The organism is Rhodococcus olei (assembly GCF_039540555.1).
Lineage (GTDB): Bacteria > Actinomycetota > Actinomycetes > Mycobacteriales > Mycobacteriaceae > Rhodococcus_G > Rhodococcus_G olei.
Genome location: NZ_BAABFB010000035.1, coordinates 63586 through 86983, shown reverse-complemented (window position 1 = coordinate 86983; position 23398 = coordinate 63586). Strand labels below are relative to the sequence as shown.

At 71.9% G+C, this 23398-nt stretch carries 21 protein-coding genes; 12 read left to right on the top strand and 9 right to left on the bottom strand.

Going from position 1 to position 23398, the window contains the following annotated elements; translation table 11 throughout:
- Positions 1-144: 144 nt before the first annotated feature.
- Complete coding sequence (locus ABD951_RS11450) at positions 145-567, top strand: DUF1707 SHOCT-like domain-containing protein (protein ID WP_345344786.1); 423 nt, start codon at positions 145-147, stop codon at positions 565-567.
- Positions 567-908 carry a hypothetical protein gene (locus ABD951_RS11445; protein WP_345344784.1) on the top strand — a complete coding sequence of 114 codons (342 nt, stop codon included), beginning with the start codon at positions 567-569 and terminating at the stop codon, positions 906-908. The genes ABD951_RS11450 and ABD951_RS11445 overlap by 1 nt, the downstream gene beginning before the upstream one ends.
- Here ABD951_RS11445 and ABD951_RS11440 read toward each other — a convergent pair.
- From ABD951_RS11440 to ABD951_RS11425, 4 genes are all read right to left on the bottom strand, one after another.
- Positions 895-1707 (bottom strand): tyrosine-protein phosphatase, encoded by an 813-nt coding sequence (locus ABD951_RS11440; protein WP_345344782.1) that lies wholly within the window; start codon positions 1705-1707, stop codon positions 895-897. The genes ABD951_RS11445 and ABD951_RS11440 overlap by 14 nt on opposite strands.
- 32 nt (positions 1708-1739) lie before the next feature.
- Positions 1740-1937, bottom strand: a complete 198-nt coding sequence (locus tag ABD951_RS11435) for a hypothetical protein (protein WP_345344780.1) — start codon at positions 1935-1937, stop codon at positions 1740-1742.
- 143 nt (positions 1938-2080) lie between these two features.
- Positions 2081-3412 carry an L-lysine 6-transaminase gene (gene lat, locus ABD951_RS11430; protein WP_345344778.1) on the bottom strand — a complete coding sequence of 444 codons (1332 nt, stop codon included), beginning with the start codon at positions 3410-3412 and terminating at the stop codon, positions 2081-2083.
- Between the two features lie 64 nt (positions 3413-3476).
- Positions 3477-3917, bottom strand: a complete 441-nt coding sequence (locus ABD951_RS11425) for an Lrp/AsnC family transcriptional regulator (protein ID WP_345344776.1) — start codon at positions 3915-3917, stop codon at positions 3477-3479.
- A 71-nt stretch (positions 3918-3988) separates the two neighbouring features.
- On the opposite strand from ABD951_RS11425, the gene amaB reads away from it, so the two are divergent.
- Positions 3989-5512 carry an L-piperidine-6-carboxylate dehydrogenase gene (gene amaB / locus ABD951_RS11420; protein ID WP_345344774.1) on the top strand — a complete coding sequence of 508 codons (1524 nt, stop codon included), beginning with the start codon at positions 3989-3991 and terminating at the stop codon, positions 5510-5512.
- Here amaB and ABD951_RS11415 read toward each other — a convergent pair.
- From ABD951_RS11415 to ABD951_RS11405, 3 genes are read right to left on the bottom strand one after another with little or no spacing between them, the layout of a single operon-like run.
- Complete coding sequence (locus tag ABD951_RS11415) at positions 5463-6344, bottom strand: SDR family oxidoreductase (RefSeq protein ID WP_345344772.1); 882 nt, start codon at positions 6342-6344, stop codon at positions 5463-5465. The genes amaB and ABD951_RS11415 overlap by 50 nt on opposite strands.
- Positions 6341-7834, bottom strand: a complete 1494-nt coding sequence (locus tag ABD951_RS11410) for a flavin-containing monooxygenase (protein WP_345344770.1) — start codon at positions 7832-7834, stop codon at positions 6341-6343. Before ABD951_RS11410 ends, ABD951_RS11415 begins: the two co-directional genes overlap by 4 nt.
- Complete coding sequence (locus tag ABD951_RS11405) at positions 7831-8793, bottom strand: patatin-like phospholipase family protein (RefSeq protein ID WP_345344768.1); 963 nt, start codon at positions 8791-8793, stop codon at positions 7831-7833. The genes ABD951_RS11410 and ABD951_RS11405 overlap by 4 nt, the downstream gene beginning before the upstream one ends.
- Positions 8794-8861: 68 nt before the next feature.
- Here ABD951_RS11405 and ABD951_RS11400 point away from each other — a divergent pair, with 68 nt between their 5' ends.
- The 4 genes from ABD951_RS11400 to ABD951_RS11385 all read left to right on the top strand — a co-directional run bounded on the left by ABD951_RS11400 (position 8862) and on the right by ABD951_RS11385 (position 12528).
- Positions 8862-9470: a TetR/AcrR family transcriptional regulator gene (locus tag ABD951_RS11400; RefSeq protein ID WP_345344766.1), complete on the top strand. Its 609-nt coding sequence runs from the start codon at positions 8862-8864 to the stop codon at positions 9468-9470.
- A 4-nt stretch (positions 9471-9474) separates the two neighbouring features.
- The gene (locus ABD951_RS11395) at positions 9475-10494 is read left to right on the top strand and encodes an acyl-CoA dehydrogenase family protein (protein ID WP_345344765.1); all 1020 of its coding nucleotides are present in this window, start codon (positions 9475-9477) and stop codon (positions 10492-10494) included.
- A 112-nt stretch (positions 10495-10606) separates the two neighbouring features.
- The gene (locus tag ABD951_RS11390) at positions 10607-11887 is read left to right on the top strand and encodes a sensor histidine kinase (protein WP_345344764.1); all 1281 of its coding nucleotides are present in this window, start codon (positions 10607-10609) and stop codon (positions 11885-11887) included.
- Entirely contained in the window at positions 11887-12528 is a 642-nt protein-coding gene (locus ABD951_RS11385) for a LuxR C-terminal-related transcriptional regulator (RefSeq protein ID WP_345344762.1), read from the top strand. Before ABD951_RS11390 ends, ABD951_RS11385 begins: the two co-directional genes overlap by 1 nt.
- A 9-nt stretch (positions 12529-12537) precedes the next feature.
- Here the strand turns inward: ABD951_RS11385 and ABD951_RS11380 are convergent, their stop codons facing one another.
- Positions 12538-13368, bottom strand: coding sequence for an alpha/beta fold hydrolase (locus ABD951_RS11380; protein WP_345344760.1), 831 nt, complete (start codon positions 13366-13368; stop codon positions 12538-12540).
- An 83-nt stretch (positions 13369-13451) separates the two neighbouring features.
- Here ABD951_RS11380 and ABD951_RS11375 point away from each other — a divergent pair, with 83 nt between their 5' ends.
- Together ABD951_RS11375 and ABD951_RS11370 are read left to right on the top strand one after the other, a co-directional pair.
- Complete coding sequence (locus ABD951_RS11375; RefSeq protein WP_345344758.1) at positions 13452-18005, top strand: ATP-dependent helicase; 4554 nt, start codon at positions 13452-13454, stop codon at positions 18003-18005.
- Positions 17992-18819, top strand: a complete 828-nt coding sequence (locus tag ABD951_RS11370; protein WP_345344756.1) for a DNA-formamidopyrimidine glycosylase family protein — start codon at positions 17992-17994, stop codon at positions 18817-18819. The genes ABD951_RS11375 and ABD951_RS11370 overlap by 14 nt, the downstream gene beginning before the upstream one ends.
- A gap of 172 nt (positions 18820-18991) precedes the next feature.
- On the opposite strand, the gene ABD951_RS11365 is transcribed toward ABD951_RS11370, so the two are convergent.
- Positions 18992-19135, bottom strand: coding sequence for a hypothetical protein (locus ABD951_RS11365; protein WP_345344754.1), 144 nt, complete (start codon positions 19133-19135; stop codon positions 18992-18994).
- A 345-nt stretch (positions 19136-19480) separates the two neighbouring features.
- On the opposite strand from ABD951_RS11365, the gene ABD951_RS11360 reads away from it, so the two are divergent.
- From ABD951_RS11360 to ABD951_RS11350, 3 genes are all read left to right on the top strand, one after another.
- A complete protein-coding gene (locus tag ABD951_RS11360; protein WP_345344752.1) occupies positions 19481-21220 on the top strand; it encodes an N-acyl-D-amino-acid deacylase family protein in 1740 nt (579 codons plus the stop codon).
- A 60-nt stretch (positions 21221-21280) separates the two neighbouring features.
- The gene (locus ABD951_RS11355; RefSeq protein WP_345344750.1) at positions 21281-22354 is read left to right on the top strand and encodes a TauD/TfdA family dioxygenase; all 1074 of its coding nucleotides are present in this window, start codon (positions 21281-21283) and stop codon (positions 22352-22354) included.
- Between the two features lie 230 nt (positions 22355-22584).
- Positions 22585-23157: a TetR/AcrR family transcriptional regulator gene (locus ABD951_RS11350; protein WP_345344748.1), complete on the top strand. Its 573-nt coding sequence runs from the start codon at positions 22585-22587 to the stop codon at positions 23155-23157.
- The last annotated feature ends 241 nt before the right edge of the window (positions 23158-23398 follow it).

Below are 23398 nucleotides of genomic sequence, written 5' to 3'. Positions count from 1 at the left end.
GGTGACCGGTCTGGCCGTCGAGCCGGGTGCCGCGATCACGCAGGGCACCGTCCTCGCCGAACTCAAGTAGGCCGAGCCGTCCGACAGCGGAACGCCCCGATCCCAGCGATCGGGGCGTTCCGCTTTTCTGATTAGGCTGTCGGCATGGCCGAACCACCGGAGATCCGCATCGGGACCGTCGAACGCGAGCGGGCGCTGGACCAACTGACGCAGCATTTCAGCGAGGGCCGGTTGACGGTCACCGAGTTCGACGAGCGGAGCGGCTGGATCACCACCGCGACGACCCGCGGCGAACTCGAGCGGGTCTTCACGGATCTGCCCGCGCCGACCGCCGGGACCCCCGCGATCCCGGAAAGCCCTGCCCCGCAACGCCACTTCTCCATCGACTGGTCGGGGCGGATCATGGCGGTGATCCCGCTGCTCGCGCTGGTGCTGTTCTTCGTCACCGGCAGCTGGCTGTGGTTCCTCGCGATCCCGGCCGCCGGCGTCCTGCTGTTCGGCACCGATCGCGAACGCACCGACCGCCGCAGGCGCCGCCACCGGGACGACGACGGGGGCGACCGCTGATGGAGCCGATCGAGATCAACGCGGGCTCCTGGTACCTGCGGGCGCTGCGCGCCGACGAGCGGGTCGACGACCGGCCGGCCCTCGCGGACGGCGGCGTCACCGACCCCGACCACGTGGCCCGGCGCACCGCGCAGTGGGCGTCCGACGAACACTGGTCGTGGGCGGTGTGCGAGCCGACGACCGGTGAGCTGCTCGCCGAGGTCGGGCTGACCCCGCACGCCGGCACCGCCGTCCTGACGGGCTGGGCCCGGCCCGGACACGAGGACGCCCTCGCCGCAGCGCTGACGACGGTCGCGCGGTTCGGCGAGGGCGGTCTGGGGCTCGCCGTCAGTCGCGGGTGAGCAGGCGGCCGCGGATCGCGTCGATGTCCCCGGTGCCGAGGCCGAGCCCGCGCACGAAGTAGCCCTCGATGTCACCGAACCGGGTCTGCATCTCGTCGACGGCCGCCTCGAGGTACTCGCGACGCACACCGAGCAGCGGCAGCAGGATGTCCGGGTTGCCCCCCGCCTCACGGAAGGTGTCGAACACCGGGGTGAGCGCAGGCAGCAGCTGCTCGTTGGTCAGCAGGTACTCCTCGAACACGTGCTCCTCCGCCACGCCGAGGAGCAGCAGCAGAGCGGCCACCGCCCAGCCGGTGCGGTCCTTGCCGGTGGTGCAATGGATCAGCACCGGGGTGTCCTCCCGGTGCGCCAGGTCGGCGTACAGCGCCCGGTACGCGGTGACCGCGGAGGGCAGGGCCACGAACTCGCGGTAGCTGCTCAGCAGGTGTTCGCTCGCCTCGGACCCGCCCAGCATCTGTTCGGCCAGCACCGGGTCGACGAGCAGCTTCTGCAGCATCGCCGGGGCCGCCGACGGGTCGCGGTCCGCGAGCACGTCGAGCGCCACCTCGGTGGCACCGGCGGGCAGCCGGTCCGGCCTGATCTCCCGTTCCGCGAGCGTCCGCAGGTCGAAGACGGTCGCCACGCCGAGCGCGTCGAGCGCCTGGCGGTCCGCGTCCGCGACCGCGCCGAGATCGGTGGACCGGTAGACCCGGCCGCTGCGCACCACCGAGCCGTCGGCGGTCCGGTACCCGCCGGCGTCCCGCAGGTTGGGGACGGAGGCGACCGGGATGGGTGAACCGACGGGGCGCGAGACAGTCATGCCTGCACGGTAAACCACGACGATGGCGCCACTCACTCCACGGTCGGCGCGGCGGCCGACGGCACCGCCCGGTCACAGGGCGTCGGGTCGCCCGGGTCGGGCGCGGTGACGTCGGCCGTCGCGACGCCGATCGTGATGCCGAGCACCAGCGCGGCGGCGAGGCCGATCACCCGGGTCGCCCTCCGGACGGCGTCGTCGGTGTGCCCGGTCGGGTCGAACTCGTTCGTCAAGACAATCCTCGAGATGTGTGGTCCGGGACGGGTCGGGCGCGCGCACGACGCTGCCGCGCAGCCTCGTCCGCGTCCGATCTCGTCGCTCCACCTCGGAGCCGCACAGAATGACAGAGGGGTACGACACGTTGCGGCGTCGCTGGTCAGCCGCCCAGGACGCGGTCAAGTGCCGCGACGGCGGCGGACAGCTCGGTTGCGGTGACGGTCAGCGGCGGGCGGAACCTGATCCCGCGGTCACCGGTCCCCAGGACGAGGACGTGCTCGCGCTCGCGCAGCTCGGCGACGATCCGGTCCCGGTTCCCCGCGGTGTCGAGGGTGATCGCGCACAGCAGCCCGCGCCCGCGCGGGTCGGTGACGGCCGGGTGGCGGCCGGCGAGCGCGGTCAGTTCGGCGAGCAGGTGCGACCCCATCAGGCGGGCCCGGTCGATCAGCCGGTCCCGCTCGATCACCTCGAGGACGCGCCGGGCGCGCACCATGTCGGTCAGGTTGCCACCCCACGTCGAGTTGATCCGGGAACTGATGCGGAAGACGTTGTCGGGCACCTCGTCGAGTCGGCCGCCCGCCATGATCCCGCACACCTGGGTCTTCTTCCCGAATGCGACGACGTCGGGCTGCAGGCCGAATTGCTGGTAGGCCCAGGCGGTTCCGGTCACCCCGACCCCGGTCTGCACCTCGTCGAGGACGACCAGCGCGTCGTGGTCGCGACACAACGCCGCGACCGCGCGCAGGAACTCCGGGCGCAGGTGCCGGTCGCCGCCCTCGCCCTGGACGGGTTCGGCGACGAAGCAGGCGATGTCGTGCGGGTGGGCCGCGAAGGCCTCCGCGGCCTGATCGAGCGCCCGCGCCTCCGCCGCCACCACGTCGGTGCCCGCCTCCACGGCGGGGGCGTCGATGCGCGGCCAGTCGAACCGGGGAAAGCGCGCGACCTTGACCGGGTCGGTGTTGGTCAGGGACATCGTGTATCCGCTGCGGCCGTGGAAGGCGTGGCGCAGGTGCAGCACGCGCGTTCCGAGCGCCGGATCGCGCCCGGCGGCCTCGTTGTGGCGGCTCTTCCAGTCGAAGGCCACCTTGAGGGCGTTCTCGACCGCCAGTGCACCGCCGTCGACGAGGAACAGGTGCGGCAGCCGCGGGTCGCCGAGCACCCGAGCGAAGGTCTGCACGAACCGCGCCATCTGAACCGTGTAGACGTCGGAGTTGCTCGGCTTGTTCAACGCGGCCTCGGCGAGTTCGGCGCGGAATCCGGGGTCGTCGGCCAGCGCGGGATGGTTCATGCCGAGCGCGGACGAGGCGAAGAAGCCGAACATGTCGAGGTATTCGGTGCCGTCACGCTGGTCGACGAGGGTGCGCCCCCGCGATCGGGCGAGGTCGAGAACGAGGTCGAAGCCGTCGACGAGCAGGTGCTCGCGCAGCACGTCGAGAACCTGGCCGGGTGCGACGTCACCCTCGCCGTGCCGCTGGTCGATCGCGCCACTCATATAGCGAGATTAGGCCAAATATTCCCGTCAGCCCACCACTGTTCAGTAACAATTCCTGTCATATCTACGCCCTGTCGTAAAATGTCTGAAGGATGATCGTGCTGCGGGTTCGCACGTTGGCCGTGGTCCGGATCTCCTGCAGCAACTGCTCGAGCGCGCGCGGCGACTCCACCCGCACCAGCAGGACGTAGCTCTCGTCCCCGGCGACCGAGTGGCAGGCCCGGATCGCCGGGATGTGCGCCAGCCGCTGCGGCGCGTCGTCGGGGCCGGACGGATCGAAGGGAGTGATCGCGACGAAGGCCGACAACTCCTCGCCGAGCGCCGCCGGGTCGACCCGCGCACCGTATCCGCGGATCACTCCGCGGGACTCGAGGCGACGCACTCGCGTCTGGACCGCCGACACGGACAGGCCCGCCTTCTGCGCCAGCGTCGCGAGCGTCGCCCGGCCGTCCTCGACCAGTTCCCGCACGAGCAGCGTGTCGATCTCGTCCAGTGGCTCCGACATGGGGGCAGGCTAACCCAGATGGATGCGACCACCGCCGCGTCACCGTCCGCGGCACCCGGAGAGGAGCCCCGATGACCGAGACCCCGACGACCGCGACCCCGGCGCCCCTGCGCGCACGCGCCGAATCCGCCCTGCACGCGTGCGGCGTCGACGACCTCCCCCGGGACGGGGACCTGCCCGCGGCGACACCGATCGACGGGTCGGTCCTGTTCCGGCTGCACTCGAGCACGCCGGACGAGGTCGACGCCGCGATCGACGATGCAGCACAGGCGTTCGCACAGTGGCGACAGGCACCGGCCCCGCGGCGCGGCGCCCTGGTGCGTCGGCTCGGGGAACTGCTCGCCGAGCACAAGGCGGATCTGGCGACCCTGGTGACGATCGAGGCCGGGAAGATCACGTCGGAGTCGCTCGGCGAGGTGCAGGAGATGATCGACGTCTGCGAGTTCGCGGTCGGCCTGTCCCGCCAGCTGTACGGCCGCACGATGACGTCGGAGCGGCCCGGCCACCGGCTGATGGAGACGTGGCACCCGCTCGGCGTGGTCGGGGTGATCTCGGCGTTCAACTTCCCGGTCGCGGTGTGGGCGTGGAATGCGGCCGTCGCGCTCGTGTGCGGAGACCCGGTGGTGTGGAAGCCGTCCGAGCTGACCCCGCTCACCGCGCTCGCCTGCGACGCGCTGATCCGGCGGGCCGCCGCGGACACCGGCGCCCCCGACGGCGTGCACCGGCTGCTGCTCGGGTCCGGTCCGGTCGGCGAGCGCCTCGTCGACGATCCGCGCGTGGCGCTGCTCAGCGCGACCGGGTCCGTGCGGATGGGCCGTGCGGTGGCGCCCCGGGTCGCGGCCCGGTTCGGCCGCTGCCTGCTCGAGTTGGGCGGCAACAACGCCGCGGTCGTCGCGCCGTCCGCGGACCTGGATCTCGCGGTCCGGGCGATCGTGTTCGCGGCCGCCGGGACGGCCGGGCAGCGCTGCACCACGCTGCGCCGGCTGATCGTGCACACGTCGATCGCGGACTCCGTCGCCGAGCGGGTCGCCGCCGCCTACCGGCAGCTTCCGGTCGGTGACCCGTTCGACGACGGGGTTCTCGTCGGCCCCCTGATCCGGGAACGAGCCTGGGAGGCAATGACGTCCGCACTGGACCGGGCCCGCGCCGAGGGCGGCGCCCTGGTGTGCGGCGGCGATCGCGCCGACCGGAGCGGGGTGTACGTCTCCCCCGCCGTCGTCCGGATGCCGGCGCAGACGCCGGTGGTGTGCGAGGAGACGTTCGCCCCGATCCTGTACGTGCTGACCTACGATGACCTCGACGAGGCGATCGCACTGCACAACGCGGTGCCGCAGGGGCTGTCGTCGGCGATCTTCACGCTCGACCAGCGCGAGGCGGAACGGTTCCTCGCCGCCGACGGGTCGGACTGCGGCATCGCGAACGTCAACATCGGCACGTCCGGGGCCGAGATCGGCGGCGCGTTCGGCGGCGAGAAGCACACCGGCGGAGGGCGGGAATCCGGCTCGGACTCCTGGAAGGCGTACATGCGGCGGGCGACCAACACGGTCAACTACTCCGACCAGCTCCCCCTCGCCCAGGGCGTCCGGTTCGGGTGATCGACTGCACCCGCCGGTCGTAGTCCGCTCTCCCGGCCTGGTCGACGGAGGTGATGGCCCGGTTCCCGCCGACCGCCCGGCGCACCAGTGTGATCAGGGATTCCGGCGCCAGCGCCAGGCCGAGGTCGAGGGCGGCCAGGTAGCCGGGCACCGGCGTCTGTGCCCGGCGGGTGCGGCAGGTCCGCACCACCGCGGCGGCGATGTCCTCCGGGTCCACGGTGGGCAGCCCCTTGCCGAGCGGCAGCCCCGAGGTCAGCGTGGTGCGCACCGCGCTCGGCAGCACGGTGCTCACGCTGACCCCGCGGTCGGCGAACTCCAGCCGGGCCGTGGACGACAGCCCGACCGCCGCGAACTTGCTGGCGTTGTACACGGCCAGACCGGGGATGGCGACCTTCCCGGCGAGCGAGGCGACGTTGACGATGTGGCCGCGTCCTCGATCCAGCATGGCCGGGGCGACGGCCCGCATGCCGTGGATCAGTCCCCACACGTTCACGTCGATCGTGGTCTCACCGATCTCGTCGGGTTCGTCGAGGAACGCGGCGACCGGCATGACGCCGGCGTTGCCGACCAGCACGTCGATCGGCCCGAGGTCGGCGACGGCGGCGGCGACGCAGGCGTCCCACGACGCCCGGGTGCGCACATCGAGGGTGTACGCCCGTGCCGCCGAACCGATCTCGCCGGCGACCGCGTCGGCCGCGGCCCGGTCGAGGTCGGCGACCGCGACGCTCGCGCCGCGGGCGGCCATCGCGTGGGCGGTGGCGCGGCCGATCCCGCGACCCGCGCCGGTGACGAGGACGACGGCCCCGTACAGGTCGATCTCCGGGTACCTCATCGCACCGACACCTCGTAGGCTCGTTCGTCGAAGTCGCCGAGGCGGACGAGCATGCGTTGCGTCGACCACGGCCAGTTGAAACTGTTGCGGCCGTTGACGTCCAGGAAGTAGCTCCGGCAGCCGCCGGCGTTGTACACGGTGGTGGCCAGCGCCTCCTGCACCTCGGCGTTGAAGGCGGCCTGCACGTCGGGGCGGGTCTCCATCCGCGTCCAGCCACCGGCGCGAGCGGCCGCGATCGCCTTGGCCAGGTAGTCCAGCTGGGCCTCGAGGATCGTGAACGCCGAGGTGTGCCCGGTGCCCAGGGCGGGGCCGAGCAGCACGTAGGCATTGGGGAATCCGGCGACCGTGGTGCCCAGGTACGCCTGCGGACTGCCCTTCCAGTGGTCGTCGAGGCTCCGGCCGTCCCCGTCGAAGATCCTGCCGCCGATCGGCATGTCGAGGATGTGGAATCCGGTGCCGAAGATGATCGCGTCGACGTCTCGCTCGGCGCCGTCGGCGCCGATCACGGTGGTGCCTCGCACGGCCGCGACCGCGTTCGGGTGCACCTCGACGTTCGGTCTCGTCAGCGCCGGATAGTAGGTGTTCGACAGCAGCAGCCGCTTGCAGCCGAGCGTGTAGTCGGGGGTCAGCGCGCGGCGCAGTTCCCGGTCACGGACCTGCAGCCGCAGCTGGGCGCGGCCGATCTGCTGGACGATCCGCAGGATCCACGGGTTGCGAAACCCGACGCCGAGGGCCTCCATGATCGTGTACTCGACCGCGCGCAGCGCCCGCTGCGCGCTCGGGATGCGCTGCATCGCCCAGCGTCCGAGCGCCGGGACGTGGCGGTCGGGCTTCGGCAGCACCCACTGCGCGGTGCGCTGGTACAGGTGCAGCTCCCCGACCCGGGGCGCGATCGCGGGCACGAACTGCACGGCAGAGGCGCCGGTTCCGACCACGGCGACCCGCTTTCCCGTCAGGTCGTAGTCGTGGTTCCACCGGGACGAGTGGAAGACCTCGCCGTCGAAGGTGTCCAGGCCGGGGATGTCGGGCACCAGCGGTTCGTTCCACGGGCCCGCCGCGGCGATCACCGAGTTCGCGGTCAGGGTGCCGCGCGAGGTCTCGACCACCCACCGACGGGTCGGGTCGTCCCACTGCGCGCGGGTCACCTCGGTGCCGAGGCGCACGTGCGCGCCGACGCCGTGCTCGGCGGCCGTGCGGTCGATGTACCGGCGGATCTCCTCCTGCCCGGCAAAGATCCGCGTCCACTGCGGGTTCGGCGCGAACGAGTACGAGTAGAGCCCGGACGGCACGTCGCAGGCGCACCCGGGATAGCTGTTGTCACGCCAGGTCCCGCCGAGTGCGTCGGCCTTCTCCAGGACCACGAAGTCGGTGATCCCCATGCCCCGCAGCGTGATCGCCGCGCCGATTCCGGAGATCCCGGCACCGATGACGACGAACTCGACGTGCTCCGGATCCACGTGCCCCGGATCCGCGTCCGCAGCCGGTGTCATCGCACGCCTCCTGTCTCGAGTCGGCGGGCCACCGCGGCCCGGGTGGTGCGCAGCGACGACTCGAGGGTCGCGAGCCGCCTGCGGTCGTCCATGAAGTTGGGGCCCATCACGGCCAGGTCCTCGGCGGTCGCGTCGAGCCGGACGACCCGGGTCCCGGCGGCGCGCACGACGTCGAGTTCCGCGTCCAGCCCGGCACTCATCCAGCCGCGCAGCACCAGTCGTTCGAGCCGGGCGGCGCCGCGGCCGGCCATCGGGCCGGTCGACGCCATCGGCGCGAGCACCACCAGTTCGTCCAGGCCGAGCGGCGCGACGAGGTCGGCGGAGGCCGTCGACGCCGCACCGCCGTCGACGAACCGGCGACCCCCGACCGGCACGGGCGGGAACCAGCCCGGGATCGCCCACGACGCCCGGAGCGCCTGCGAGAGCGATGCGTCCGGGGCGCCGGGCGAACCGAAGGCGACGCGCTCGCCGGTGTCGTAGTCCATCGCGACGAGCCAGGTCGCGGGGTGCGGCACCCAGGAACCCCCGGGTGCGACCCCGACCGCGAGCCGGTGCAGCCATCCGGCGTCCCCGCCGCCGCGCGGCAGCAGCCCACTGAGCGCCGTGACCGGGCCGACGCCCTGTCGCAGACCGGCACGCGCCAGCCGCAGCGAGCCCAACCCGGCCCGCGGCAGGGGCGGGAATCGACCCGGAGCGCCGGCGAGGTGGTCGCGCAGCGCCGGATGGGCGACCGGCTCCCCCAGCTGCACGGCGAGCAGCTCGTCCACGCCCACCCCGCTGCCGAGCAGGGTGACCAGCTCGGCGCCGGCGGAGGTGCCGACCAGCACCTCCGCCTCGCGCGGATCCCAGTCGAGGGCGTCCCGGACCGCGGCCAGCGCCGCGACGGTCCAGGCCGCCCCGAGCGTCCCGCCGCAGCCGATCACCAGACCCCGCCGGAGATGTCTGTCACTCGAAGTCATATTCAGAAACTAGCAGTATTTGAATACGCTGGGTATGCCAAATCGAGGTTTTCCCGGACGGAGTTGCGATGGCCCGCATGACCAGGTCGGAGAGTCAGGCCCAGACCCGGGCCGACCTGATCGCGACCGCCCGCGACCTGTTCCTGGCCGACGGCTACGCCGCGACGTCGCTCGAGAAGGTCGCCGAGGAGGCCGGCTACTCGAAGGGCGCCGTGTACTCGAACTTCCGCAGCAAGAAGGAGCTGTGCCTGGAGGCACTCCAGCTCATCCACGCCACCAAGGGGGCCGAGGTCGCCGCGGTGATGGCACGGCAGGAGCCACTCGAGGAGCGGCTCGTCGCGTTCGAGGAGTGGGCGGAGCGCACCCTGGGCGACGTCGGGTGGACGATGCTCGAGTTCGAGTTCATCGCTGCCGCCCGCCACGATCCCGAGCTGCGCGCCGCACTCGCATCGAGCCTGTCGACGACCCACACCGTCGTGCGAACCCTGCTGGCGGCCCTCGTGGCCGCCGGCGAGGTGACGCTGCCGATGTCGGTCGAGGACGCGGCGACGAGCGTGCTCAGCACCGGCATCGGCCTCGGCATCCAGCGGGCGATCGACCCGGGCATCTCGGCCGCGGTCGTCACCCGAAACCTCCGCGTGCTTCTCACCGGTTCCGCCGCCGGGCAATTACCCTGAGGCCGTGACGAACTGGCCGACCCTCGCCCGCGAGATCGCCGAGGACCTGCTGTTTCCGGTCGCGGACAGCGTCGACGCCGACGGCGCGATCCCGCCCGGGCACTTCGAGGCGCTGGCGGCGGACGGCTTCTACGGACTCGCGGCACCGCCCGAACGCGGCGGTCCCGCGCTCGGACCGGGCGACCTGGTCGCGGTGGTGGAGGCACTGTGTGGCGGCTGCCTCGCGACCGCCTTCACCTGGATGCAGCACCACGGCGTGGTCGGGTCGCTCGCAGCGACCACGAATCACGTTCTTCGCGAACGGTATTGGGACGGACTGGTCGACGGGTCGATCCGCGGCGGAGTGGCGTTCGCGGGCGCGATCCCGCAGCCGCCGCTGCTGTACGCCCGCCGCGTCGACGGCGGGTACGAGCTCGACGGGGTCGCACCGTTCGTCACCGGCTGGGGCATCGTCGACATCCTGCAGCTGTCCGCCCGCGACGAGTTCGACGACTCCATCGTCCATGTGATCACGACCGCGGCGCCCACCGCCGCGATCACCGTGGAGGAGCTGCCGCTGATCGCGGCGCGGGGCAGCAACACCGTGCGGCTGCGCATCGACGGACTGCGGGTGCCCGACGAACAGGTCGCCGGTGTCGTCGAGCCGGACGTGTTCCGGGCGGGTCAGGTGTTCGGGACGTGGCTGAACGGATGCATGGCCACGGGCGTCGCGGCGCGATGCCGGACCGAGCTCGCCGACCGCGGCGTCGACGTGACACCGTTCGCCCTCGCGGCCGAGGGCGTCCGGGACGAGCTGGACGCGGGCCTGTCCGGCGGCGACCTGTACGACGCGCGGGCCGGCGCCGCGGCGTTGGCGGTGCGCACGGCGGCAGCGTTGGTGTCGGGCACCGGCAGTGCCGCGGCCGTGCTCGGGAACACCGCCGAGCGCCTGATGCGGGAGGCCACGCTGACCCTGGTCGCGGCGTCGCGACCGCAGATCCGCGCGTCGCTGCTGGACCGGTTCGGCGCGCACGCCGACCGCTGAGCCGACGGCCACGAGCCCGGCCCGACCGATCCGACGGTGTGGACAGCCACACCCCGGGATCACGGGCCAGCCCCCTCGAAACCGACACCGCACTTCGGGAAGCATTGCAGTCATGACGATCACGGACTTCCTCCGCACACCCGTCTCCGCACAGACATGGCGCGAGGCGGGTTACCTCGTGGCCTCCGCAGTGGTCGCGTGGACCGGGTTCGGCTACCTGCTCCTCGGCACCCTGTTCGGCTCCGTCCTGGTGCTGATGCTCGTCGGGATCCCGCTGCTGGCCGCGATGCTCGTCGGCACCCGCGGATTCGGTGCGCTGCACCGGATGCTGGGCGCCGCGCTGCTGAACACCGACGGTCCGGCACCGTCCGCGTTCGCGCCGCGCCCCGGACCGGTCGGGCTGCTGCGCTCCTGCGTGACCGACCCGGTCGCCTGGCGCGCGGTGCTGTTCGTGCTGATCAAGTCCGTGCTGTCGGTGGTGTCGGTGTTCGGCGCGCTGCTGTTCGCGGCGACGGCCGCGTTCCTGACCGTGTCACCGCTCCTGTGGTGGCTGATCGACCCCGTCAACGTCGACGCCTCCGGCACGCCCCGGCACTCGATCGCCCAGTTCGGCGACGTGTACGTCGACAGCTGGCCGGAGGTGCTGGCGCTGGCGGCGGCCGGCGTCGTGGGACTGTTCCTGGCGCCGTGGCCGATTCGGTGGCTGACCCGGCTCGACCGGCTGCTGATCCCGGCCCTGCTGGGACCGCCGCCGGGCGCCCGGCGCGTCGCGGAACTCGAACGCACGCGGTCCGCCGCGGTCGAGGACTCCGCGACCCGGCTCCGGCGCGTCGAACGCGACCTGCACGACGGCACCCAGGCCCGGCTGGTGGCGATGGCCATGACCCTCGGCCGCGCCGAGGAACGTATCGCGGCCGGCCAGGATCCCGCGGACCTGGTGCACGACGCCCACACCGCGGCGAAGGAGGCGCTGACCGAGCTGCGAGAGGTGGTCCGCGGCATCCATCCACCGGCCCTCGACCTCGGGCTGGGCCCTGCCCTGCAGACGCTCGCCGCCCGCAGCGCCGTCCCGGTGGCGCTGTCCGTCGACGTCGATCCGCGACCGTCTCCCGGCATCGAGACCATCGCCTATTTCTCCGTCGCCGAACTGCTGACGAACACCGCCCGCCACTCGGGTGCGACGCGGGCGTGGGTGTCCGCGACCGCCGACCGCGCGCGACTGTCGGTCGTGGTGCGCGACAACGGTGTCGGCGGCGCGGTCGTCGGCGCGGGCAGCGGCCTGACCGGACTCGCCACCCGCGCGGGCACGGTGGACGGGTCGCTGCGCGTGGACAGCCCGGTGGGCGGCCCGACCGTGGTGACTCTCGCCCTGCCGGTCGACGGGACCCGGTGATGCGCATCGTGATCGCCGAGGACAACGCGATCCTCGCCGAGGGCCTCGCGCAGCTGCTGATCGAACGGGGCCACGAGGTGCCGGCGGTCGCCGGCGACGCACCCGGCCTGGCCGACGCGGTCGACGCGCACCGGCCGGACGCCGCCGTGGTCGACATCCGGATGCCGCCGACGTTCACCGACGAGGGTCTCGTCGAGGCCATCGCACTGCGGCGCCGGTTCCCCGACGTGGGGGTGCTCGTGTTCTCGCAGTGGGTCGAGACGCGGTACGCCACCGAACTGCTCGCCGGCCGGGCCGCGGGGGTCGGCTACCTGCTCAAGGATCGGGTGGCCGACGTCGCCGAGTTCGTCGCCGCGCTCGAGCGGGTCGCGGCCGGCGGCACCGCGCTGGATCCGGAGGTGGTGACACAGCTGATGGGGTCGAGCCGGCGTACCGACGCACTGGACCGCCTGACCCCGCGGGAGCGGGAGGTGCTGGCGCTGATGGCGCAGGGGTTGTCGAACTCGGCGCTCGCGACGTCGCTCGGGGTGACCGAGCGAGCGGTGGAGAAGCACGTCGGGAACATCTTCACCAAGCTGGATCTGCCACCGTCGGAGGGGCATCACCGCCGGGTGCTCGCGGTGCTGCGCCACCTGGGATGACCGGCCGGGTCACCGCGCGATCGGCCGGTCCGTTGCCGCCGACGCGACGTGACCACGGATCGTCTCGGCCACCAGCGCCGGGTTCTCCAGCATCGGGACGTGCCCGACACCGGGCAGCACGACCCGGCCCGCCGACTCGGGCAGCTCGGTCAGGAACCGGCGCGAGTACGTCTCGATCGGAAGCAGCGTGTCGTGCTCGCACAGGACCAGCAGCGTCGAGACCCGGACCCGCCCGAGGCCCCGGATCCCGCCGTCCCGCAGGCCCATCCACTCGGTCGGCAGGAACGCGCGGCAGTGCGTGGCCGCCGCGATCACCAGCCGGACATCCGATTCCGGCACCGCGGCGGCGTCGTGGGACAGCAGCCAGAGCACCAGTCGACGGACCAGAGGGAGCCCTGCGGCCGAGTCCCCGATCGCGCGGCCGACGCCGATCAGCGGCGCGAGCGACAGGAATATCGTGCCGAGCCGCAGCTCCGACGGTGACAGGTCGGACCACCCGCCCGCCGGCGCGATCGCGGTCAGCGACCGCGCCCGTCCCCGCCGCTCGAGTTCGAACCCGATCCAGCCGCCGAGCGAGTTGCCGACGACGTGGCAGGTGTCCCAGCCGACCTCGTCGAGCATGCGCTCCACCCCGTCGGCGTAGTGCTCGATGCTGACGTCGAACGGCCCGATCCGTTCCCCGCCCCAGTGCCCGGGCAGCGAGACCGCGAGCACGTCGTGGTCGGGCGCGAGCAGGTCCGCGGTGCGCCGCCACACGTGGTGCGACAGTGCGAACGGATGGATCAGCAGCACCGGCTCGCCGTGCCCGACGCGGCGGTACCGGTCCGGGGAAGTGCGCATTCCCGCACGCTACGACACCCCTGCCGGCGGCGCGGGGTTCGTCACCCACTCGTGATGTCGGTGCCGCGGGGCAGGATGGACCCATGGATGCCGCGCAGGACGGACGCGGTGGCGCGGTGCTCGGGAAGTTCACCGCCGCCACCCGGGAGTGGTTCGACGGCGCCTTTCCCGCCCCGACGTCCGCCCAGGTGGGCGCCTGGGAGGCCATCTCGGACGGCGCGCACGCGCTGGTGGTCGCACCCACCGGTTCCGGGAAGACGTTGTCGGCGTTCCTGTGGGCGCTGGACCGTCTCGCCGCACGCCCCCGGGACGAGACCCGGCCGGCCGGGACGACGGTGCTGTACGTGTCCCCGCTCAAGGCCCTCGCGGTCGACGTCGAACGCAACCTGCGCGCACCGCTGGTCGGCATCACCCAGACCGCGAAGCGGCTCGGCCTGACGGCGCCGGAGATCACGGTCGGGGTCCGCTCCGGCGACACCACCCCGGCCGCGCGACGCGCGATGCTGCGCACCCCGCCGGACATCCTGATCACCACACCGGAGTCGCTGTTCCTGCTGCTCACGTCCGCCGCCCGCGAGACCCTGGCCACCGTGCAGACGGTGATCGTCGACGAGGTGCACGCGGTGGCCGCCACCAAACGTGGTGCGCACCTTGCACTTTCCCTCGAACGACTGGACATGCTGCTGGACCGGCCGGCACAGCGGATCGGGCTGTCGGCCACCGTCCGCCCGCACGAGGAGGTCGCCCGGTTCCTGGCCGGGTCCGCGCCGGTGCGCATCGTCTCGCCGCCCGCACCGAAGACCTTCGACCTGACGGTGCGGGTACCGGTCGAGGACATGACCGAGCTCGGTGTCACCGACCCGGACCCGACGTCGGAATCGCCGGCGCCGCAGCAGGCGTCGATCTGGCCGCACGTCGAGGAGCAGATCGTCGATCTGGTGCTCGAACACTCCTCGTCGATCGTGTTCGCCAATTCCCGCCGGCTCGCCGAGCGGCTGACCGCGCGCCTCAACGAGGTGTACGCCCAGCGGCTCGGCGATCCGGTCGCGACCGTGCACGCACCCCCGTCCCAGCTCGGTGCGCCCACCGAGGTGAACCACGGCGCCGACCCGCTGCTCGCCCGCGCGCACCACGGGTCGGTCAGCAAGGACCAGCGCGCGCTGATCGAGGACGACCTCAAGTCGGGTCGGCTGCGCTGCGTGGTCGCCACGTCCAGCCTCGAACTCGGCATCGACATGGGTGCGGTGGACCTGGTGATCCAGGTGGAGGCCCCGCCGTCGGTGGCCTCCGGCCTGCAACGCGTCGGCCGGGCCGGGCACCAGGTCGGCGAGATCTCCCGCGGGGTGCTGTTCCCGAAGCACCGCACCGACCTGGTCCACTGCGCGGTCACCGTCGAGCGGATGACCGCCGGCCGGATCGAGGCCCTGGCCGTGCCGGCCAACCCGCTCGACATCCTCGCCCAGCACACGGTCGCCGCGTGCGCACTCGACCCGATCGACGCCGGGGTGTGGTTCGACGCGGTCCGGCGCACCGGCAACTTCGCCACCCTGCCCCGATCGGCGTTCGACGCGACCCTCGACCTGCTCGCCGGCCGCTACCCGTCCGACGAGTTCGCCGAGCTGCGGCCGCGGCTGGTGTGGGACCGCGACGCGGACGTGCTGACCGGCAGGCCGGGATCGCAGCGCCTCGCGGTCACCTCCGGCGGCGCGATCCCCGACCGCGGCCTGTTCACCGTGTACATGGTCGGCGAGAAGGCCTCCCGGGTCGGCGAGCTCGACGAGGAGATGGTGTACGAGTCGCGGGTCGGCGACGTGTTCGCGCTCGGGGCGACGAGCTGGCGGATCGAGGAGATCACCCACGACCGGGTGCTCGTCTCCCCCGCGTACGGGCTGCCGGGCCGGTTGCCGTTCTGGCACGGCGACGGTCTGGGCCGGCCCGCCGAACTCGGCGCGGCGCTGGGCGAGTTCCTGCGGGAGACGGCGCTCGGCGATCCGGTGGACCTGCGGGCCCGGTTGACCGCGCAGGGTCTCGACGACAACGCGACGACGAACCTGCTGGCCCTGGTCGGCGAGCAGGCCACCGCGACCGGCCAGGTCCCGAGCGACCGCACGCTCGTGCTCGAACGGTTCCGCGACGAGCTCGGCGACTGGCGGCTGGTGCTGCACTCGCCGTACGGGCTGCCGGTGCACGCGCCGTGGGCACTGGCCGTCGGGGCGCGCCTGCAGGACCGGTACGGAATCGACTCCGCGCCGACCGCGTCCGACGACGGCATCATCGTCCGCCTGCCCGACACCGAGGACGCACCGCCGGGCGCGGACCTGTTCGTCTTCGACCGGGACGAGATCGAGGACATCGTCACCGAACAGGTGGGCGGGTCGGCGCTGTTCGCGTCCCGGTTCCGCGAATGCGCGGCCCGTGCGCTGCTGCTGCCACGCCGCACCCCCGGCCGGCGGGCACCGCTGTGGCAGCAGCGGCAGCGGGCGGCGCAACTGCTGGACGTGGCCCGCAAGTTCCCGACGTTCCCGATCCTGCTCGAAACCGTCCGTGAGTGCCTGCAGGACGTGTACGACCTGCCGTCCCTGACCCGGCTGCTCACCGACGTCGGGCGGCGCCGGGTCCGGATCGTGGAGGTCGAGACGCCGTCCCCGTCCCCGTTCGCGACCGCGCTGCTCTTCGACTACGTCGGCGCCTTCATGTACGAGGGCGACAGTCCGCTCGCCGAACGCCGCGCCGCCGCACTGTCGTTGGACTCCACCCTGCTCGCCGAACTGCTGGGCCGGGTCGAGTTGCGGGAACTGCTGGACGAGGCCGTCATCGAGCGGACCGAGCTGGAACTGCAGCGCCTCGCGGAGGACCGCCGAGCGAGGGATGCCGAAGGCGTCGCGGACCTGCTGCGGCTCCTCGGGCCGCTCACGGCCACCGAGGTGACTGCGCGCAGCACCGCGGATCCGCGGGAGTGGTTGGCCGGACTCGAATCCCGCAAGCGCGTCATGCGGGTGGCGTTCGCCGGCGAATCCTGGTGGATCGCGATCGAGGATGCGTCGCGGATGCGGGACGCGCTCGGGGTGCCGCTGCCGATCGGCACCCCGGCCGCGTTCATCGAGCCCGTGGACGACCCGCTCGGCGACCTGATCGGCCGGTACGCCCGCACCCACGGCCCGTTCACGCTCGCCGACGCCGCCGCCCGGTTCGGGCTCGGCACCTCGGTGGTCCGGGACGTGCTGCATCGGCTCGCACTGGACAAGCGGGTCGTGGAGGGCGAGTTCCGGCCGGCCGGGGCCGGGTCGGAGTGGTGCGACACCGAGGTGCTGCGCCGGCTGCGACGCCGGTCCCTGGCGGCGGCCCGCAAGGACGTCGAACCCGTCGAACCCGACGCGCTGGGCCGGTTCCTGCCGGACTGGCAGCACGTCGGCGGCGGGCTGCGCGGCGTCGACGGGGTCGCCGCGGTCGTCGACCAGCTCGCCGGGGTGCCGATCCCGGCGTCGGCGTGGGAGTCGATCGTGCTGCCGTCGCGGGTCCGCGACTACAGTCCCGCGATGCTGGACGAGCTGACCACCACCGGCGAGGTGCTGTGGTCGGGTGCCGGGCAGATCTCCGGCAGCGACGGCTGGGTGCGGCTGCACCTCGCCGACGGGGCACCGTTGACGCTGCCTGCGCCGACCGACGTCGACCTGACCGAGGTGCACCGCGCGGTGCTCGACGCCCTCGCGCCCGGTGGCGCGTTCTTCTTCCGGAACCTGTCCGAGCAGGTCGGGTCCACCGACGACGCGGCGCTGACCGAGGCGTTGTGGCAGCTGGTGTGGGCCGGGTATCTGTCGAACGACTCGTTCGCGCCGCTGCGGGCCCTGCTGTCGGGCACCTCCCGCGCGACCCCGAGCCACCGCTCCCCGCGGCGGGCGCCGCGAACCCGGGCGTATCGCGCGCTGCCGCGGCCCGCGCTGCCGACCCGCTCCGGGCCGCCGTCCGTGGGCGGGCGCTGGTCGCTGCTTCCGGAGCCGGAGCCGGACCCGACGATTCGCGCGCACGCCCGCGCGGATCTGCTCCTCGACCGGTACGGGGTGCTCACGCGCGGGTCCGTCGCCGCCGAGGACGTCCCCGGCGGGTTCGCCTTGATGTACAAGGTGCTGCGCGGCTTCGAGGACAGCGGCCGGTGCCGGCGCGGGTACTTCGTGAACGGGCTCGGTGCGGCCCAGTTCTCGACGTCCGACGTGGTGGACCGGTTGCGGGGATACGCCGAGGACCCGGCGGGCGAACGCGCCCGGACCGCCGTGACGCTGGCCGCGACCGATCCGGCGAACCTGTACGGCGCGGCGTTGCCGTGGCCGGCGACCGACGGCGGGCACCGGCCGGGCCGCAAGGCCGGGGCACTGGTCGTCCTCGTCGGCGGGGAGCTGGCGCTCTACGTCGAACGGGGCGGCAAGACGCTGCTCACGTTCACGACCGATCCCGGGGACCGGCATGCCGCGGCGATCTCGCTGGCCGAGCTCGTCGACCGCGGCGGCGTCGACAGGATCGTCGTCGAGAAGGTCGACGGCGAATCGGTGCACGGCAGTCCGCTGTCCCCGGTGCTGGTCGAGGCCGGTTTCTCCGCGACGCCGCGGGGCCTGCGGAAGCGGACGCTCCATGCCGGAAGGTGACAACGTCTGGCAGACCGCGGCGCGGCTGCGCGACGCGCTGGTCGGTGCGCCGCTGACGGTCTGCGACATCCGGGTGCCGCGGTACGCGACCGTGGATCTGCGGCCGGGCCCGGTCGACGAGGTGGTCAGTCGCGGCAAGCACCTGCTGATCCGGGTCGGCGCGGCCACCGTGCACACACACCTGAAGATGGAGGGCGAGTGGCACGTGTACGCCGCCGGAGCGCGGTGGCGTCGACCGGCCTGGCAGGCGCGGATCCTGTTGGGCACCAATGATCATCTCGCGGTGGGGTTCCACCTCGGCATCGTCGAGGTCCTGCCCCGCGCCGACGAGAACCGCGCGGTCGGGCACCTGGGTCCGGACCTGCTCGGCGCCGACTGGGACGCGGGCCGGGCGGCGGCGAATCTGGCTGCCGACGGAAGCCGTCCGATCGGCGTGGCGGTGCTGGACCAGCGGGTGATGGCCGGCGTCGGCAACGTCTACCGCAGCGAACTGTGTTTCCTGCGCGGGGTGCATCCGGCGACCCCGGTGGCCGCGGCCGGGGACCCGAACGCGTGGGCGGGCCTGGCGCACCGTCTGCTGGTCGCAAACCGCGACCGCACCGTCCGCGTCACCACCGGTGATCGGCGGCGCGGCCGCACGACGTGGGTGTACGGTCGCGCCGGTCAACCGTGCCTGCGATGCGGCAACCTGGTCGAGTCGGGAACGCTCGGCGAGGGCACCGACGGCGACCGGCAGATCTTCTGGTGCCCGCGGTGCCAGCCACTCGAATCCGGTGCAGCGCAAGAGGACAACCGGACAGGGCGGGTCCGCTGATCGAGATGGCGGCGCCGATGGTCCCGGCCGCCGCACCGGCCGGAACCATCGGCAACACCGTCACCCGTGGGGCGGACCGACTCGTGCACAGGATCGACGATGCGCGGAATCGTCGAGGTCACGGCGGTCGGCGTTCGTGTCGACGGCGACGCCGACTCCCCCAGCCCCCGATCTAGAAGGGCTGACCCAGCATCGTCGCGAGCAGCTGCAGCGGCATCGTGACGAACGACGCGCCCACGAAGAGCGCGGACCGCAGCGGATCACCGGCCAGGTACCCCTCGCGGATCCATTCCAGAGTGTCGACGGCAGAACCCATAGCGCATTCCTCCCCTAGTGTGCGAATTCATCGTTGCGTGAATTCACCGGATCTTTCGGCCCTGAGACCCTTTCCGTTACAACCGCCGATCATATGTGCGGCCCACGCGGTGGCCGAGACCACGATCGGCGTGTACCTCGCCGCGTGCATCGCGGCGTGCACTCCGTTCCGGTCTCGCGCTCCCGTCACCGGTGGTTCGCCCCGTGCCCGTGCGCTCTTGCCAAGATTTAGCCATGTGGCTAATCTTGCGCCTGTCGGCCCGTGGCCGAGGATCCAGTCCCACTGCCGCCCTTGACGATCAAGCCGAGCAAGGCCGCGCAGGAACGTGATTGAAGAGAGGTGGATATGAACGATCTCGATCTCGTTGTCCGCAACGGCACCGTCATCGACGGCTCCGGCGGGCCCCCGAAGCAGGCCGACGTCGCCGTCCGTGACGGCGTCATCGTCGAGGTCGGCGACGTCGTCCACGCCGGCCACGAGGAGATCGACGCCCGCGGCCGGCTCGTCACCCCGGGCTTCGTCGACGTGCACACCCACTACGACGGTCAGGCCACCTGGGAGAACCGGCTGGTGCCCTCGACCAACCACGGGGTGACGACCGTCGTCATGGGCAACTGCGGTGTGGGGTTTGCGCCGTGCAAACCCGAGCACCGCGACATGCTGATCAAGCTCATGGAGGGTGTCGAGGACATTCCCAATGTCGTCCTCCGCGAGGGCGTGGACTGGCAATGGACCAGCTATCCCGAGTACCTCGACCACCTGAGCCGGCGTCAATTCGATGCCGATATGTGCAGCTACGTCCCGCACGCGGCCCTGCGCACCTTCGTCATGGGTGAGCGAGCCTTCCACCGCGAACCTGCCACCCCGGAAGAGATCGCGAAAATGGCCTCCCTCCTGGAGGAGTCGATCCGTGCCGGCGCCTTCGGTTTCGGCACCTCACAGACGATGTTCCACCGCTCCAGCGATGGCCAGCTCACTCCGACTCTGGCCGCGACCGAGGAGGAGTACGCCGGTCTGGCCGCTGCCCTCGGCCGGGCCGGTGCGGGCCTCATCCAGTTCGTCATCGAGTACAACGACGACTGGGAACAGGTCCTGGACATGGGCTTGCGGCAGGCGAAGGCGTTCGGCCGGCCCTTCAGCATGTCGCTGGTCCAAAGTCACGGTCGTCCAGGAGTCTGGCGCACCATCCTGGACAGGTTCGACGCATTCAACGCGGCCGGCGGCACGGCCACGATGCAGGTCCTGCCGCGGCCGTTGGGGGTCCTGCTGGGACTCGAGCTGACCCTGAACCCCTTCTACTCGACCCCGACCTACCTGGCGATGGCCGACGAGCCACTGGCCGACCGCGTCCGCGAACTGCGCCGGCCGGAGGTCAAGGAGCGCATCCTCGCCGAGAGCAACGACCCCGATCCGGACATCGCGATCGGGATGCGGGTGCGCGACTTCGACCAGCTGTACGAGATGGGCGACGGTTTCGACTACGAGCCCGCCAGGGACAGCAGCATCGGTGCGCAGGCCGAGCGCCTCGGCGTCACCCCCGAGAGCCTCGTCTACGACAAGCTGTTGGACAAGGACGGCCGCAACATCCTGTATCTGGCGTTCTCGAACTATGCCGACTTCTCGCTGGAACCGGCTCGCGAGATGCTGCTCAATGCGCATGCCGTTCCCGGCCTGGGCGACGGCGGGGCCCACCTCGGGGTCATCTGCGACGGCAGCATCTACACCCACCTGCTCACCCACTGGGGCCGGGACCGCGTCCAGGGTGAGCGGATCGCCCTGCCCCACCTGATCCACCTGATGACCAAACGGCCCGCAGAGATGATGGGCTTGCACGACCGTGGCCTGGTCGCACCGGGCCACCGTGCCGACCTGAACGTGATCGACCTGGACAACCTCGGTCTGGATCTGCCGCGCGTCGTCCGCGATCTGCCGGCCGGCGGCCGACGCCTGATGCAGGACGCGCGGGGCTACACCGCCACCATCGTCCGCGGCATCGTCGTCACCCGCGACGGGCAGCACACCGGCGCCTTGCCGGGCCGCCTGGTTCGAGGTCCGCAACCGGTGCCGGCCCGTCCCGCGGCCTGAGGGCTCCGACACCGAACTCGTGCGCAGGCACACCACCACGCTCCCCACTCTGGAGGAACCATGAACGACACCCTCGTACCGGTCGGCGGCCGCTCCGCCTGGCTCGGCAGCACCCTGGACTACCGTCAGGACGGCCTGTGGCAGCTGTCCGCGGCAGAACTGACCGAGATCGACGCGGCACTGACCACCCTGAAGGACCGCGGCGACCTGGACCTGACCGAGATCACCGCCGACACCTTCCCGCTGCCCACGGTCGGGCGACTCCTGTCCCGGCTGCGCGACGAACTCTGGTCGGGCCGTGGCTTCGTGCTGATCCGCGGACTGTCCCGCGAGCGCTACACCGACGACGACCTGGCCCGGATCTACTGCGGCCTGGGCGCCCACCTGGGTGACATCATCCCGCAGTCGGGCAACGGCGAGATCCTGGGCCACGTGCTGAACGTGGCGGACCTGGTCGACGAGCAGGTCCGCGGATACCGGTCGGCGCAGGCGATGAACATGCACAGCGACGGCCACGACGTGGTCTCGCTCCTCTGCCTGCGCGAGGCGAAGGCCGGCGGCGCCAGCCGGATCGCCAGTGCCGCCGCCGTCCACGACCGCATGGTCGAGACCAACCCCGACCTTGCCCGCGTGCTGTACGAGGGCATGCCGGTGATGCGCAGTCGGATGGACGCCGAACGCGGCGACGGCAAGATCGTGACATCGGACAACGTCGCGCTGTTCGCCACGACCGACGGGGTTTTCAGCTCGTGCATCCACGTCGCCCAGACACGTGACGCCGCCCGCGCGGGCCACTTCGACATCACCCCGGAACAGGAAGCGGCGCTGGACACGTTCTGCGAACTCTCGGCCTCACCGGAGTTCTACCTCGACATGAACATCGCGCCCGGCGACATCCAGTTCCTCAACAACCGGCTGATCGTCCACGGCCGCACGCCGTACCAGGACCATGAGGATGTCAACCGGCGCCGACACCTGATGCGCCTGTGGGTGAACATTCCGTCGTGGCCGCGGCGTCCCGACAACCAGCAGGACATCTACTCGATGGCCGACCTGCCGCGGTGGGCACGGTTCCGCACGCCCTTCATGGAGATGCCGGAGCGCTACATGGCCCAGGTGACCGCCATGCAGTAGGCGAGCCCCGGGTGCCGCCCGCTGTGTCGTGGGCTGGAGCATCGCCCCGGGGGACCATCGCGGTTCAGGTGGGGCGCGCGGCCTGCCGGGCCGAACGTCGATCACCGCGGCAACGATTGCGGGCCTGTGCATTCGATCGACCACACCCGTGTGAGCGCCATCCGATCTGCGCCTCGGTAGATTGGATTCCGCTTTTCCCACACGCATGATCGATCGATACGGGGCCTACTGTGACAACTGGGAGTAACTCGGCCGCTCGCGAACGGGTCGTTGCCCGCCTCGTCGCTGCTGCTCGCCCACTGTTCGCGGAGAAGGGACCGAGCAGGGTGTCGCTGCGAGAGATCGCGTCGGCCGCCGGTGTCAACTACGGGCTCATCCACCAGTACGTCGGCACCAAGGACGACCTGCTCGAGATCGTGCTCCGGCGGGCATCGTCGGAATGGGCGGACTATTTCAGCGACGCGCCGAGCACCGAGGCCGCGATCACCCACATCATGCGACCGAAGTCGTCGGAGTACGCGCGCATCGTTGCACAGTCGATTCTGGCGGGCGGCACACCGGAAGCTCTGCTCGGCCGCTCCCCGGCGTTGGCGGCGCTGAGTCGACGCCTCGAGGACGAGGTGGAACGATCCGCGGACGCTGTCGACCCCCGAGTCTGTGTTGCTGCGATGACGGGGATGGCCCTCGGCTGGGGACTCTTCGGACAGTTCGTCCAGGAAATCGCCGGCCTGGGCGACCAGCCCGACGACTCGGTGACAGAGGCGGTGTACGCGCTGCTCCGCCGGGCGATTGACCCGGTGTAGGCCCCACCACACCCCGACGCCCCGATGCCGTGGCGGGCGTGCCGACGGTCGCCAACGGTGAGTTCGGATGCACTGGGCGCATGGCCGGACACGTTGATCGAAGGGCCGAAAGCCGATCTGGGGTCGTTGTGGGTTGCGACGTTCACCGCACGGACCGTTACGATACGAAACGTGCCGTATGAGAATTCTGACGAGTTCGACGGGCCCCACCCAAGCGCCCGTCGCGTGGGGCGACCTCGTG

Bases quoted from the DNA above. Each gene is read 5' to 3' on its own strand.
- ABD951_RS11425 (WP_345344776.1), bottom strand. From the start codon at position 3,917: ATGTCGGAGCCACTGGACGAGATCGACACGCTGCTCGTGCGGGAACTG.
- ABD951_RS11445 (WP_345344784.1), top strand. From the start codon at position 567: ATGGAGCCGATCGAGATCAACGCGGGCTCCTGGTACCTGCGGGCGCTG.
- ABD951_RS11365 (WP_345344754.1), bottom strand. From the start codon at position 19,135: ATGGGTTCTGCCGTCGACACTCTGGAATGGATCCGCGAGGGGTACCTG.
- lat (WP_345344778.1), bottom strand. From the start codon at position 3,412: ATGAGTGGCGCGATCGACCAGCGGCACGGCGAGGGTGACGTCGCACCC.
- ABD951_RS11360 (WP_345344752.1), top strand. From the start codon at position 19,481: ATGAACGATCTCGATCTCGTTGTCCGCAACGGCACCGTCATCGACGGC.
- ABD951_RS11400 (WP_345344766.1), top strand. From the start codon at position 8,862: ATGGCCCGCATGACCAGGTCGGAGAGTCAGGCCCAGACCCGGGCCGAC.
- ABD951_RS11390 (WP_345344764.1), top strand. From the start codon at position 10,607: ATGACGATCACGGACTTCCTCCGCACACCCGTCTCCGCACAGACATGG.
- amaB (WP_345344774.1), top strand. From the start codon at position 3,989: ATGACCGAGACCCCGACGACCGCGACCCCGGCGCCCCTGCGCGCACGC.
- ABD951_RS11370 (WP_345344756.1), top strand. From the start codon at position 17,992: ATGCCGGAAGGTGACAACGTCTGGCAGACCGCGGCGCGGCTGCGCGAC.
- ABD951_RS11440 (WP_345344782.1), bottom strand. From the start codon at position 1,707: ATGACTGTCTCGCGCCCCGTCGGTTCACCCATCCCGGTCGCCTCCGTC.
- ABD951_RS11405 (WP_345344768.1), bottom strand. From the start codon at position 8,793: ATGACTTCGAGTGACAGACATCTCCGGCGGGGTCTGGTGATCGGCTGC.
- ABD951_RS11375 (WP_345344758.1), top strand. From the start codon at position 13,452: ATGGATGCCGCGCAGGACGGACGCGGTGGCGCGGTGCTCGGGAAGTTC.
- ABD951_RS11410 (WP_345344770.1), bottom strand. From the start codon at position 7,834: ATGACACCGGCTGCGGACGCGGATCCGGGGCACGTGGATCCGGAGCAC.
- ABD951_RS11380 (WP_345344760.1), bottom strand. From the start codon at position 13,368: ATGCGCACTTCCCCGGACCGGTACCGCCGCGTCGGGCACGGCGAGCCG.
- ABD951_RS11450 (WP_345344786.1), top strand. From the start codon at position 145: ATGGCCGAACCACCGGAGATCCGCATCGGGACCGTCGAACGCGAGCGG.
- ABD951_RS11385 (WP_345344762.1), top strand. From the start codon at position 11,887: ATGCGCATCGTGATCGCCGAGGACAACGCGATCCTCGCCGAGGGCCTC.
- ABD951_RS11355 (WP_345344750.1), top strand. From the start codon at position 21,281: ATGAACGACACCCTCGTACCGGTCGGCGGCCGCTCCGCCTGGCTCGGC.
- ABD951_RS11415 (WP_345344772.1), bottom strand. From the start codon at position 6,344: ATGAGGTACCCGGAGATCGACCTGTACGGGGCCGTCGTCCTCGTCACC.